This is a genomic window from Vibrio fortis, assembly GCF_000695685.1.
Lineage (GTDB): Bacteria > Pseudomonadota > Gammaproteobacteria > Enterobacterales > Vibrionaceae > Vibrio > Vibrio fortis_A.
Map to the genome: position 1 here is coordinate 61,919 of NZ_JFFR01000025.1, position 13,774 is coordinate 75,692.

Below are 13,774 nucleotides of genomic sequence, written 5' to 3' on the forward strand. Positions count from 1 at the left end.
TATGAATAATGCCGCGTTTTTGCGGCATTTTCGTGATCTGTAAGATAAATCCTTCTTCAATTTTACAAACCGTCTTTTTACCTAGGTAATTTCCGCTAAAATAGTGAGATAATTATAATCACAAAATAACTCGTCAACGGTTATCGCACTTTCAAAGTCGCGTGGGCCGCACTGTATTTGCTGTTTTTGGGAAAAACCTTGTATCAAGTGATCATCAGATTACTCATCTTCATGAGTATTTCGCTGGGTGTTTCTACACTGAGTGCCGCGTCATCTGTGTTCTATCCTTTACCTGTTCAAGGGCAAGGGAACTTTCTTGCGGCTAAAAACCTTTATTTAGGTGAGGGTGGCGGTCTATGGATCCACGATGTACACGGTAAAGTCATGTTTTATGACGGTGGGACTCTCTTACCCAGGAAAGGTAGTCTGCTTGAATTCTCTTCCGATGAAGTGGCTTTTCTAAACGATGAATTTTGGACCTACTTTGATAGTGAGGTCTATCGACATGTCCCAGGCATAGAGAGCTTTCTAGCATTTAGTCTCAGCCCGGGAGCAGAAATTCGTAATATCGGCGCATCAGGTGACTATATCTGGGTTACCGATAGAAATAACTTCTATACCTACAATACACTCACCAGTGAATTCGAAACGTATTCGTTACTAAAGCTTTATCGTCACAACAAGCGTAGCGATATCCGAATCAATGACGCTGAACGGGTACTTTCGAAGTGGGTACTCGCAACGTCGGCAGGGGTGTATCGCTCGGAAGAGAAAGAATTTGAACACATTACCGCTTCCGGTAAATTCTATATCGAAGCAGTTTACTTTTCTGATGCTCGACGTGAGCTACTTGTCGGGACGCGCAACGGGTTAGTGATCATTAACTTATCATCGCCAGATGTGGTTAATCGAATCCCAGGCTCTCACGTACTGTCTCTCGCTGAAACCTCTGACCAATACTGGATTGGAACCGAACACGGTTTGATGAGCTACAACTTTATCACGGGTAAGATAACGCGTTTTCAAGGGTCTGATAACCAAGATTTTTCGCTTCCTGGTGAAAAGATATACTCATTAGTCAACGACTCCGCTGGTGGTCTGTGGATAGCTACCAACAATGGTATACGTTACTTTTCTTTGTACAGCAGTACCTTTCAAAGAACCTCGATTTCTGGATTAGGTATGCATTCGGTGCGCTTTTCCGTCAATAAAATACTGTCTATAAGTGAATCCGAGTTTTGGGTAGCAACATCGGAAGGACTCTACGTAGCAAGAACGGATGCTGGTGAGCTTCCCAAGCGCATTTATTCTGAGCCAGTAAGCGATATCGTTGCGCATCAAGGCTTGGTTTACCTTGCTACTCCAACAGGCTTAATTGCTGTCGATCAACATAGTCGTCAGCTCACCTCATTAAATCTACCTAGAAGCTTGCGTCAACGGCAAGTCGATACTCTGGCGTTGAATACACAAGGGCTACTATGGCTGACGTCCGAACAAAACCTTTATTCGCTCGATATTGCGACTAACAAAGCGACATCGTATGGCATGGATTGGCTAGTCAGTAAGTACTTACCTGCAAAGATCACTGACCTCTCGGTAGATAAACAAGGCGAAGTCTATATCGGCACGGACCATGGCTTCTATTCGTTAGTTGATGGCAGGATTAGCTTCAAAAGAGACAGTTTGAGATTTGGTAAGGTGGTTGATATTGCTCACTCGAATGATGGCTCACACTGGTTTGCTGGAAGCTATGGCGTTTATCGAATTGCCAAGGGAAGTGAATACCTTGAAGATGTCGAGTTGGTAGAAGATAACATCAGCCCGGTTTGCTTGGTCAGTGATAAACACGGAATCTGGTTGGGTTCGTCAAAGGGGGTTAGCTTTTATGGACTCAGTGGCATTCTCAACAAACATATTGGTTCACCATTTGGCTTGATTCTCAATGAGTTTGCGCCTGGAGCGTGCAGCTTATCAGTGGCTGACCCACTGCAATCGGGCTTGCTTGTTATGGGCTCTAAGTATGGCCTCGTTGGTGCGATGTCCAATGAGCTTTTGGTGTCTGATACACCACAAAGGCACGCGTTAGTAAGTAAAGTCACTGTTGATCAAAACACAGTTGCTCTGGGGGGGAAATATATAGAGTCACTACAAGTACCCTATGGCTCCTCATTGAGTTTTAAGTTTGGAGTTTTGCCGGTTGGTTTCGTCCAAGCGATGGAGTATCGATTGAACGAGGGAGAACCTTGGATTGAATTCGAAGGCGGTTTGTTGGCTTTGGAGCATATTCTTCCTGGAGATTATGTGCTTGAAGTGAAGCCTGTTAAAGACTCTCACTATCGCTTCGTTTCAACTAAGCAGCCATTTACTATTTTGGAGCCTTGGTATTTGAGCAATTGGGCAGCCGCAAGCTTTATGGTTTTATTGATAGGTTTCGTTACGGTACTGGTATTTTGGCGTTCCCGTTTTGTCACTTTTGCCAACCGCAAGCTTAAGGCTCAAGTGGCGTTGAAGACCGATCAGTTACGTCATCAAAGTCGAATTCTATTGGCGACTAACCAACAACTTAAAAAGCAGTTGGCGGTTAAAAATGTTCTGGTAACCCATACCGCTGGTGGGCTGGTTGAAGAGGTAAATCGCGCTGCAGCACTTATCCCTAATTGGCAAGAAAGTGATGAGGCATCACCTATCGTAGAGCTTCGCCAAGGTTTAGAGCAACTCGCTCAAGGCCATGAGAATGGTCAAACAACGTATTACGATTTGGTATTAGTCCTAGAGTCGGTGTTAACGGCATGGAAGGACGACCTTGCAAAGGCCGGTATTGAGCTTGAGGTCAACTTAAATACTAAGCATCGGTACATAACGCTGAACTACTTTAATCTTGATATTGTCTTTAATAGCTTGGTGGCCAGTGCGATTAAGCGTAACTTTAAGTCACAACGAATGCTTGTCTCGGTTGAAGAGGTTAAGCAGCAACTTGTGGTAACACTACGTGATTTCGGGATGCCTTTCCCTAAGTGGACGGCAGCCGATCCCGATGCTGGATTAGCTCAGTCAACAGACCTAAATATTGAGAAGCTACCACTTCTTATTCACCAGAGTGGGGGTGAACTGAAGACGTTTATTTCGGATTCTCAGAACGTTGTGCAGCTGTCATGGCAGATAGAATATCAAGTCTCTCAGAAAATCACCGAAAGCACCTTGGAGCAGATAGAGACAATTAAACATCCTGTGCTTACGCAAGAGCAGCAGAAACTGAGCGCTGAACAAGAGTGGAAGAACCGTGTCGCGCTATTAGTTAGTGAGCATTACTCGGATGCAGAGTTTGGTACGGCTTCTGTTGCACGCTTGTTATATATGTCTGAGCGAAGCTTACAGCGTCGTTTTAAATCTGCTTTTGATAAGACGTTTAAAGAGTACCTGAATCAAGTACGTTTAGAGCATGCTTGTGAAAGACTATTGGCTGGCGAGAAGGTATCTGACGTGGCATTCAATTCTGGATTCAATGACCCGTCGTATTTTAGTCAGAGATTCAAACACCACTTTGGTATGTCACCTTCGAAGTTTGCTGAAAATAGTGATGACTAATAGAAATTGGAATTCTAGGGCGTGCTGACCTTTCGTGGTTGAATTTTTGTTCAGATGGGGACGCCTAGTCAAAAGCGTTTTAATCGCGGCGAGGGAGAAGTAGCCTAGTCATTCTAAGCAAATCTCCCGTAACAAAGAGTAAAACGCTTTTTGCGGGGGCGCCCAGCTCGAACCCTTCGGGCAGCGTTTGCTGGTCATTTCTACTGCGTTATCGGCTTCTCATGTAGGCTAGCTACACATCAAAGCCTCTGCCTTGTATAAATACCCAGCAACTCGCTGCAAAAACCAGCTCGAAAGATCAACACGCCCTAATGAGCCTCGACCTTGTTCGGGGCTTTTTTATGCTTCAGAGATACGAGATACGAGATACGAAAGAATAGACGATTGATTAACGAAAGATGGGACAGAGAAGATAAGAAAAAAATATCGTGGTATAGCCGGGGGGACTATACCACGGGTGTCAAAGACACCTTCGCTTGCTGCCGGAGTGATACAGCGAAAGCCATATCACCTCTGGAATAAAGTTAAAGAGAAGGAGTTTCTCTTCGTTGGAATTAACTATACGGGGTAGCACTTATTTTCCTTATAAAATTAACGACATCGTTATGTAATAAATGCGACATAATTTTAACTTGTTGATTTTTATTGGTTTTGTTGGGTTTTCTGAATTTTGTACTCACGGACTAGTTTTCTTTGAGTGTTGAAAATAACGGAATTGACGTAGCGTGTTTTGACGAAATTTACGAGTATCTATTTTCGGAAACTTTGATTTCACACAGTAAGATTAGGGTTATATATGTGTATTATTCTTCTTAATAACAATATTTCTCATTATCAATCTCTGTTGGATGCTTATGAACCTGTCACAGCTTGAGCAAGGCAAAGCGGCTACCGTAGTCGCTCTTACTGGGTTATCTCCCGAAGTTAGAAAAAAACTCATGGTAATGGGGGTTCTACCGAAAACCCAAGTCACTCTTATTCGTCGCGCACCGATGGGAGATCCATTACAAGTGGAAGTACGAGGTGTCTCTATCGCTATTCGTCAAAACATTGCTGAGCAGATTGAGGTGAGTTTATGAACTATCAAGTACTGACTGTAGGTAATCCAAACAGTGGTAAAACGACACTGTTTAATGCTTTAACAGGTGCTAAGCAGCATGTGGGTAACTGGGCTGGTGTTACCGTCGAGAAGAAGACGGGCACATACAGTCATGCAGGAGATCAGTTCAAGCTAACAGACCTTCCAGGTATTTACGCACTAGACAGCGGTAATGATGCAAACAGTATCGATGAATCTATTGCTTCACGTGCGGTGCTTACTCATCCTGCAGATGTGATCATCAATGTTGTGGACGCGAGCAGCTTAGAGCGCAGTTTGTACATGACACTTCAGCTACGTGAGATGGGTCGTCCAATGATTGTTGTACTAAACAAGATGGATGTACTTAAGCGTGAGCGCCAGGTGATTGATCAGAAGGCGCTAGAAAAAGCATTAGGCTGTCCTGTTTTAAGCTTATCAGCGAACGACAAATCGCAAGTTGTTCGTTTTAAAGAGAAGCTTCATAAACTATTGGTTCAAGGTGTTAGCCTAGAGCCTATCGCGATTGATTATGAAGAAGCGTTTGAAGCGCTACTACCACAAGTCGAAACAAAATTTGATGATGCAGACGTATCGCATCGTGCACTTGCTATTCGCGCCCTTGAAAATGATTACCTAGTTTTGAATAGCCTAGCGCCGAATGAGCGTCAACAGATTGATGCAGTGAGAGCTGCTGCTCAGTTTGATATCGACTTAGCAGTAGCAGATGCAAAATACACAATGCTGCATGAGCTTTGTAAGCGTGTGCGTCGTAGCGAAGGTAAATTGAGCCGAAGCTTCACAGAGAAAGCTGACCAACTGATTCTGAATAAGTGGGTAGGCATTCCGTTCTTTTTCGTTGTGATGTACCTAATGTTCATGTTCTCCATTAACATCGGTAGCGCATTCATCGACTTCTTTGACATCGGCGTTGGCGCACTGTTGGTAGATGGTGGTCACTACTTATTGGATGATCATTTACCGATTTGGCTAGTGACTATATTAGCTGATGGCATTGGTGGTGGTATTCAAACGGTCGCAACCTTCATTCCTGTGATTGCTTGCTTGTACTTGTTCCTTGCTGTTCTAGAGAGCTCAGGTTACATGGCTCGCGCCGCGTTTGTTCTTGATAAAGTGATGCAGAAAATTGGCCTGCCAGGTAAAGCTTTCGTACCTCTAGTGTTAGGCTTCGGTTGTAACGTTCCGTCTATTATGGCGACACGTACACTTGACCAAGAACGCGAGCGTAAACTTGCCGCTGCTATGGCGCCGTTTATGTCATGTGGCGCACGTCTACCTGTGTACGCTCTATTTGCAGCAGCGTTTTTCCCGGGTGCGGGTCAAAACATCGTATTCGCTCTTTACCTACTGGGTATCGTAGCGTCAATCTTTACTGGTTTATTCCTGAAGAACACTCTTTATCCGGGTAGCAGCGACAGTCTCGTCATGGAGATGCCAGATTACGAGCTGCCAACCATGCAAAACGTGATGCTAAAAACATGGCAGAAACTGAAGCGTTTCGTTCTTGGTGCAGGTAAAACCATTGTTGTGGTCGTTGCAGTACTAAGCTTCCTTAACTCACTTGGTACTGATGGCTCATTCGGCAACGAAGACAGCGAAAACTCGGTATTGTCGAAAGCAGCTCAAGTGGTTACGCCTGTGTTTGCGCCAATCGGTATTCAGGAAGAAAACTGGCCAGCAACAGTAGGTATCATTACAGGTATCTTCGCTAAAGAAGCGGTAGTGGGTACGTTGAACAGCTTGTACACCACGCCTTCAGATGAAGAAGCTGCGGAGTTCGATTTAGCAGGTAGCCTACATGAAGCTGTAATGACAATTCCAGATAACCTAGCAGGCTTAAGCTATTCAGATCCTCTAGGTATCGAAGTTGGTGATCTTTCAGATTCAAGCGCGGTAGCAGAAGATCAAGAAGTTGATACATCTATTTTCGGTAACTTGAAAGAGAAGTTTATCTCTAGCCATGCAGCGTTTGCGTACCTAATTCTTATCTTACTATACACTCCTTGTGTGGCTGCGATGGGCGCGTACGTAAGAGAGTTTGGCCAAATGTTTGCTCGCTTTATCGCGGTTTGGACAATGGCTCTAGGCTACTTTGGCGCGACTTTCTACTACCAAGCAGCTAACTTCGCTGCTCACCCAATCTCAAGTGCAGTTTGGATGGTAGTGATTGTGGCTAGCTTCGTTATGACTTACATCGGCTTTAAAAAGCTGGGTAAAAAACAGCGCGCACTAGAGGCTCAATTCGCATGATTTTAAGAGAATTACATCAGTACATTGGTGAACAAGGTGGTGCAGCTCGTAAAGAGCTGGCTGCAAAGTTTGGCATGAGTGAGGATGGCGTCGACGCGATGCTTAATGTTTGGATTAAGAAAGGTAAGGTAAGTCGTTTAGTGGATACTAACCAACATGGTCACACGACTCGAATACGTTACACCATTAATCAACAAGACAGTTTATCGCTCAATGTGATGATGTAGTTCTTAAGATTTAAAATGAAAAACCGCAGCTTGTTGGCTGCGGTTTTTTTTTGAATTCGAATATTTAATTATGCTTTTTGAAACAAAGAGCTCAGAGATAGAACGTTTTGAATGCGAGTCAGTAGTGCTGTTTGCTCTTCTTCGCTGCGTTGCTCACCTTTGGTATTGCCCCATACCGGCCCCGGCCATGCGATATCATCTTTGAAACGTGCGATATGATGGATGTGTAGTTGCGGCACCATATTACCAAGTGCGCCTAAGTTCAGTTTGTCTGGCTGAAAAGTCGCTTCTAGAGCTTGGCTTACCGCTTGTGACTCATGCAAGAATTGCTGTTGCTCTTTCATCGGTAGGTGATGAAGTTCTTTTAGGTTGGCACGCTTTGGTACAAGGATAACCCAAGGCACGGCATTGTCTTTATGTAGTAGGGCAAGGCTTAGTGGAAACTCACCAATAACAGTGGTGTCTTTTGCTAATTGAGGATGAAGTTCGAAGCTCATGATCTTTCCAATTGATTGTTTTAGTTGAGTATAAGGTTGGATTAAGAATGTGGCTAGCGCTTACGTTCTTAATAAGCAGATTCCCTATCACGTTCGTGCCTTACTGTAGGGAGTGACGATTGAGGAGAGCGATAACGCGTCATTGGTGTTGTATTAGACTTACTACACGTGTTTTCGTCATCTCCTAAAGCGACGAAGGAGCGTAGTAGGAGATCTCTAGCAACAGAGGTCGGCGGGTAGCTTGGGTGACTAATTAAACGTAACTTCCAGATAAAACAAAAGGTTGACGTTTTCACGCCAACCTTTCTAATTATCGCGAATCTCGAATCGCTTACATGCGCTCTAGAGTATCGATACCTAGTAGAGACAGACCTTGCTTGATTGTCTTCGCTGTCAGTGCAGCAAGCTTAAGACGGCTTTGTTTAATAGCTTCGTCTTCAGTCACTAGGATAGGGCACGCTTCGTAGAAGCTAGAGAATTGACCAGCAAGTTCGAATAGGTAAGTACACATGATGTGTGGCTGACCTTCACGAGCAACAGACTGAACTGCTTCTTCAAATTGCAGAAGTTTCGCGATAAGTGCTTTCTCTTTCTCTTCAGTGATCTTGATTTCACCTTCAAGCGAGTCCATAGAAACGCCAGCTTTAGCGAATACAGAAGCAACACGAGTGTAAGCGTACTGCATATATGGTGCAGTGTTACCTTCAAACGCAAGCATGTTGTCCCAGTCGAACACGTAGTCAGTAGTACGGTGCTTAGAAAGATCCGCGTATTTAACCGCTGCCATAGCAACTGTGTTTGCGATAGTTTTCTTTTCGTCTTCCGCTAGCTCAGGGTTCTTAGATTCGATCAGCTGTGCTGCACGAACTTCTGCTTCATCAAGAAGATCAGCAAGGCGAACTGTACCACCTGCACGAGTCTTGAATGGCTTACCATCTTTACCTAGCATCATGCCGAATGCGTGGTGCTCAAGAGATACAGACTCAGGGATGTAGCCCGCTTTACGAACGATAGTCCAAGCGTGCATTAGATGCTGGTGTTGACGAGAGTCGATGAAGTAAAGAACACGGTCTGCACCTAGTTCTTCGTAGCGGTACTTAGCACATGCGATATCGGTTGTCGTGTATAGGAAACCGCCGTCGCGTTTTTGGATAATAACGCCCATTGGGTCGCCATCTTTGTTCTTGTACTCATCTAGGAAAACAACTTGTGCGCCGTCATCTTCTTGAGCAAGACCTTGAGCTTTCAAGTCTTCAACGATTGCAGGAAGCATGTCGTTGTACTTACTTTCACCCATCACGTCATCACGAGTTAGAGATACGTTTAGACGGTCGTAGTTACGCTGGTTTTGAATCATTGTGATATCAACCAGTTTCTTCCACATCTCTGCGCAGAACTCGTCGCCGCTTTGTAGTTTCACTACGTAGTTACGTGCTTTAACTGCAAACTCTTCGTCTTCGTCGTATAGCTTCTTAGACTCACGGTAGAAAGCTTCAAGGTCAGAAAGCTCCATAGAAACTTCGCCAGACTCTTGTTGTACACGCTCAAGGTTTGCGATAAGCATACCGAACTGAGTACCCCAGTCACCGATGTGGTTCGCACGGATAACGTTGTGGCCTAGGAATTCTAGAGTACGAACAACTGCATCACCGATGATGGTTGAACGTAGGTGACCAACGTGCATCTCTTTAGCAACGTTTGGTGCAGAGTAGTCAGCAACGATAGTTTGAGCTTCAGCCGCTGCAACGCCTAGACGAGAATCAGCCAATGCTGCGTCTGCTTGTTGTGCAAGGAAAGCTTCGTCTAGGAAGATGTTTAGGAAACCAGGGCCTGCGATTTCAACTTTAGAAGCGATACCGTCTAGGTTTAGAACGTCCAATACTTTCTGAGCAAATTCTCGTGGATTAGTGCCTAGTCGCTTTGCAACGCCCATTACGCCGTTTGCTTGGTAGTCACCAAATTGTGGTTTTGCAGATTGACGAACAGCCGCAGGAGAGCCTGCAGGTGCGCCAGCGGCTTCTAGAGCCTGAGATACTTTGTCATTAATAAGTGCTTGGATATTCACACGCGTTTCCTTCAATTCAAGGATGATAAGAGTGGTTGTTATTTCGTTGTCAGCTAAGGTTAAGGTGCAATTTACTTAACGCTTTATTGATGAAATGAACAACAGACTCTGTTTGAGTTCACAAAAATGGCGGTAATGATACCAATTTTGTGTGGCTTCTTATAGGGCGGATTGATAGAAAATTTACATTTCCTTTAACCAAATAAACGCAATTACCGTAGAGATTTCAAAACAACGCTCAATAGAAGGCTTGTTGCAAAAAATAGAGCTGCTACCATGCGCGCATCAGATTTGGAGAAAGTAGATTATGACGCTCACGCAAGCACAATTAGAACCGCAACAGATGATTGAACGCCTAGATGATTTTATGGGCAAGATCGAAGAGTTTGGTAGTAAGCTAGGGTTAGATCTTAGCTTTGCTCAAGCAGACCATATTGCGATGAGAGTGAACGAGACTTCTCTAGCAAAAGCGGCGCATGAGGCGTGGGCGGGTTATGGTGAAACCATTTCTCAGGCGATGATCAATGGTCGTCCAATTGTTGTGATTGCTTTTGATGAGCCGTTAAAGAGCCGAGGTTGGTCGATTGAGTGTTTAGAACTGCCATATCCGGCAGAAGGTAAGATTTACCCAAGCCAAGATTGGGAGCACGTTGAATTTGTGATTCCATCTCATGCACAAACAGCTGATGAGTACCTAGCGGATCTTAAAGATACTTACCCGCAGTTCGCTGTTAACTTTACAACGTTGGCAGATCAGGGCATTAAAGTGAAGTTATCTAGCCCGAAAGGCGAAGGCGAGCGTCTGAATAACCCAACCGTTGCATTTAAGCATCAAGGGATTTGCATTAAGCTGCATCCACACTCTTTGAAAAAAATTGTGGAATCAGAGCAGGGTTAATAACGCCCTTCATTACAATGAACAAAAGGGTTGGCGATAATTGCCAACCCTTTAAAACTACTCGCTTACTCGCTATAGAATCACAGTCTTGTTGCCGTAAACAAATACGTGATCATTGATCACCTTGTTTAGCGCTTTACTTAAAACATTCTTCTCAACGTCACGACCAGCCTGAGCCATGTCTTTGGCGCTGAAGTTGTGATCCACAGGGATCACGTCTTGCTTAATGATTGGACCTTCATCCAAATCATTCGTTACAAAGTGAGCCGTAGCACCAATGATCTTCACACCGCGCTCATACGCTTGCTGATATGGTTTAGCACCAATAAATGCAGGCAGGAAGCTGTGGTGGATGTTGATGATCTTGTGGTTGTATTTCTCGACGAAGCCCGGAGTTAATACTCGCATGTACTTTGCTAGAACTAGGTAGTCGGCATTGTAGCTGTCGATCACTTCTAGCATTTTCTGCTCGTGCTCTTCACGGTTGAGCCCTTCATGAGAAACGTGATGATAAGGGATGTCGAAGCGCTCAGTTAGGCTTTGTAGAATATCGTAGTTACCAACCACAGCAGCAATTTCAACGTCTAGGCTACCATCGAAATTCTTCATCAGAATATCACCTAAACAGTGCGCTTCTTTGGTCACTAGCACTACAATACGTTTGCGTGATGAACCCATTAGCTTGCGCTTAGCATTTTCTGGCAGAGCTTGATCTAAATCGGCAAGAAAGGTCTCGTCATTGAAATACCCTTCAAGCTCGGTACGCATAAAGAAGTGGCCGCTGGTGTTATCTACGAACTCGTTGTTGTGGATGATGTTGAGTTGATGTTTGTAACAAATGTTGGTGATTTTAGAGATTAGTCCCGGCGCATCGGTACAATGCGTCAGCAGTGTTTTCTTTTCCATTTCCATCTTACTTCCATGAAACAATTCTAATTTTTCAAAAAAACTACAGCCAGTCGAACGGTTAACCGCGCTGTAATATGACTGTTATAATTAATCTATTATTAACCGACTTTCAACAAAATATATTGAAGAAGGATTGTTTTAATAAATATCCCTCTGCGAACCTATTGAGTTTGTTTATTTTTGCTGCTTATTCATATGCTTAATATTTCTATCATACTGATGCAGTCTTGATTCGCACTGGCTCCTCAAACCTGCCATACTTCACGGTCAGATTCCTTAACCTGTACACGGTTTTCTCCAAGTTCGTAAATTATGATATCCAAAACGTTTTCTGCTGATGGTGCGCTAGGTAAAGCAATTCCCGGTTTTCAGCCGCGACAAGCTCAGCTTGATATGGCCGAAGCGGTTTCTAATGCAATCAAAGATTCAAGCCAATTGGTGGTTGAGGCTGGGACTGGTACAGGTAAAACTTTTGCTTACTTAGTTCCCGCTCTACTGAGTGGTAAGAAAACCATCATAAGTACGGGTTCCAAAAACCTTCAAGAGCAGCTTTTCCATCGCGACCTTCCGCTAATGACCGACGCGCTCGGCTTTTATGGACAGGTGGCACTGCTAAAAGGGCGTTCTAACTATTTGTGCTTGGATAGACTCAGTCGTCAGATGGTTGAGAGCCACGGCACACACACTGACCCAACGTTGCTTGCACAGTTAGTTAAGGTGCGCAGCTGGTCGTCATCGACTCAAACTGGCGATCTTGGTGATTGTGATGATATCGCCGAAGATAGCCCAATTATCCCGACAATTACCTCTACTAACGACAATTGTTTAGGTAAAGAGTGTCCAAGTTATACGGACTGTTTTGTTCTTAAGGCTCGTAAAAAAGCGATGGATTCGGATGTGGTTGTGGTGAACCACCATCTATTCTTGGCGGATTTGGCGATCAGAGAAACTGGCTTTGGTGAGCTAATTCCCGATGCTGATGTCTTTATCTTCGATGAAGCGCATCAACTGCCCGACATTGCCAGTGAGTACTTCGGTCAATCGGTGTCGAGCCGCCAGATACATGAACTCGCAAAAGACATTGAGATTGGTTATCGCACTGAAGCCAAGGATATGCGCCAGCTTCAAAAAGTCGGAGATAGACTGGTTCAGTCTGCTGCTGACCTCAGAATTGTACTGGGTGACACTGGTTTTCGTGGGAACTGGCGTGAAGCATTGAAGTCTGAGTCGATTGCTCGTGAATTGGTGCGAATGCAAGACGCTCTGCAGTTGGCCGTTGATGTTCTTAAGCTGGCTCTTGGGCGCAGTCAATTATTGGACACCGCGTTTGAGCGTGCCACTTTGATTAAGGCTCGCATTGAGCGCGTTTGCGATGTTTCAATTACTGGTTACTCGTATTGGTATGACACCACGCCACGTCATTTTGCCCTGCATATTACACCGCTGTCTGTGGCGGATAAGTTTCATGAACAGATTGAGCTCAAACCGGGAGCATGGATCTTTACTTCAGCAACACTCGCGGTATCGGATGACTTTGACCATTTTACCTCTCGTCTTGGCTTAAAACCGAGCCAGCAGTTCTCGCTACCAAGCCCATTTGATTACCCGAAACAAGCGCGTTTATGCGTGCCTCGCTATTTGCCTGAACCAAACAGTCCGGGGCTAGCGGATAAATTGGTGCGCATGCTTGCCCCTGTGATTGAGCAAAACCAAGGGCGATGTTTCTTCCTTTGTACTTCTCACAGCATGATGAGAGAGCTGGGTGAGCGCTTTCGAGAAACATTGAGCGTTCCAGTACTGCTACAGGGTGAAACCAGCAAACAGAAAACCTTGGCTGAATTTATGGAATTAGGTAACGCATTGCTGGTGGCAACGGGCGCATTCTGGGAGGGGATAGATGTTAGGGGCGACGCGTTAAGCTGTGTTATCATCGATAAATTACCCTTTACGGCACCGGATGATCCCTTGCTCAAAGCGCGGATCGAAGATTGTAAGCTTAAAGGAGGCGACCCATTTGCTCAGGTTCAACTGCCTGATGCGGTGATCACCCTTAAGCAAGGTGTCGGGCGATTGATTCGAGATAAGAGCGACAGTGGCGCACTGATCATTTGCGATAATCGTTTAGTGACTCGGGATTATGGCGGCATTTTCCTGGGGAGTTTACCTCCTATTCCACGTACCCGAGATTTAGGGGTAATTAAAGAGTTTCTAGCCGAAGCGAACAAGTCATAAGTGACGCTTTGG

At 44.8% G+C, this 13,774-nt stretch carries 9 protein-coding genes; 6 read left to right on the plus strand and 3 right to left on the minus strand.

Features of this window, described 5'->3' with window-relative positions:
- Nucleotides 1-231: 231 nt before the first annotated feature.
- From VFDL14_RS08830 to VFDL14_RS08815, 4 genes are all read left to right on the plus strand, one after another.
- On the plus strand, nt 232-3,585 hold the full coding sequence (locus tag VFDL14_RS08830) for a helix-turn-helix domain-containing protein (protein ID WP_032552211.1): 3,354 nt from the start codon (nt 232-234) through the stop codon (nt 3,583-3,585).
- Between the two features lie 854 nt (nt 3,586-4,439).
- Nucleotides 4,440-4,664, plus strand: coding sequence for a FeoA family protein (locus VFDL14_RS08825; RefSeq protein ID WP_032551869.1), 225 nt, complete (start codon nt 4,440-4,442; stop codon nt 4,662-4,664).
- Nucleotides 4,661-6,934, plus strand: a complete 2,274-nt coding sequence (gene feoB, locus VFDL14_RS08820; protein ID WP_032551870.1) for a Fe(2+) transporter permease subunit FeoB — start codon at nt 4,661-4,663, stop codon at nt 6,932-6,934. Before VFDL14_RS08825 ends, feoB begins: the two co-directional genes overlap by 4 nt.
- Nucleotides 6,931-7,161 (plus strand): FeoC-like transcriptional regulator, encoded by a 231-nt coding sequence (locus VFDL14_RS08815; RefSeq protein WP_032551871.1) that lies wholly within the window; start codon nt 6,931-6,933, stop codon nt 7,159-7,161. The genes feoB and VFDL14_RS08815 overlap by 4 nt, the downstream gene beginning before the upstream one ends.
- Before the next feature lie 68 nt (nt 7,162-7,229).
- On the opposite strand, the gene VFDL14_RS08810 is transcribed toward VFDL14_RS08815, so the two are convergent.
- Nucleotides 7,230-7,658, minus strand: coding sequence for an HIT family protein (locus VFDL14_RS08810; RefSeq protein ID WP_032551872.1), 429 nt, complete (start codon nt 7,656-7,658; stop codon nt 7,230-7,232).
- 331 nt (nt 7,659-7,989) lie between these two features.
- Nucleotides 7,990-9,723: an arginine--tRNA ligase gene (gene argS, locus VFDL14_RS08805; RefSeq protein ID WP_032551873.1), complete on the minus strand. Its 1,734-nt coding sequence runs from the start codon at nt 9,721-9,723 to the stop codon at nt 7,990-7,992.
- A gap of 307 nt (nt 9,724-10,030) precedes the next feature.
- On the opposite strand from argS, the gene VFDL14_RS08800 reads away from it, so the two are divergent.
- Complete coding sequence (locus VFDL14_RS08800) at nt 10,031-10,621, plus strand: VOC family protein (protein ID WP_032551874.1); 591 nt, start codon at nt 10,031-10,033, stop codon at nt 10,619-10,621.
- 72 nt (nt 10,622-10,693) lie between these two features.
- Here the strand turns inward: VFDL14_RS08800 and purU are convergent, their stop codons facing one another.
- Nucleotides 10,694-11,527: a formyltetrahydrofolate deformylase gene (purU, locus tag VFDL14_RS08795; RefSeq protein ID WP_032552212.1), complete on the minus strand. Its 834-nt coding sequence runs from the start codon at nt 11,525-11,527 to the stop codon at nt 10,694-10,696.
- Nucleotides 11,528-11,842: 315 nt separating this feature from the next.
- Between purU and VFDL14_RS08790 the strand changes: the two genes are divergently transcribed.
- Nucleotides 11,843-13,762 carry an ATP-dependent DNA helicase gene (locus VFDL14_RS08790; RefSeq protein WP_032551875.1) on the plus strand — a complete coding sequence of 640 codons (1,920 nt, stop codon included), beginning with the start codon at nt 11,843-11,845 and terminating at the stop codon, nt 13,760-13,762.
- The last annotated feature ends 12 nt before the right edge of the window (nt 13,763-13,774 follow it).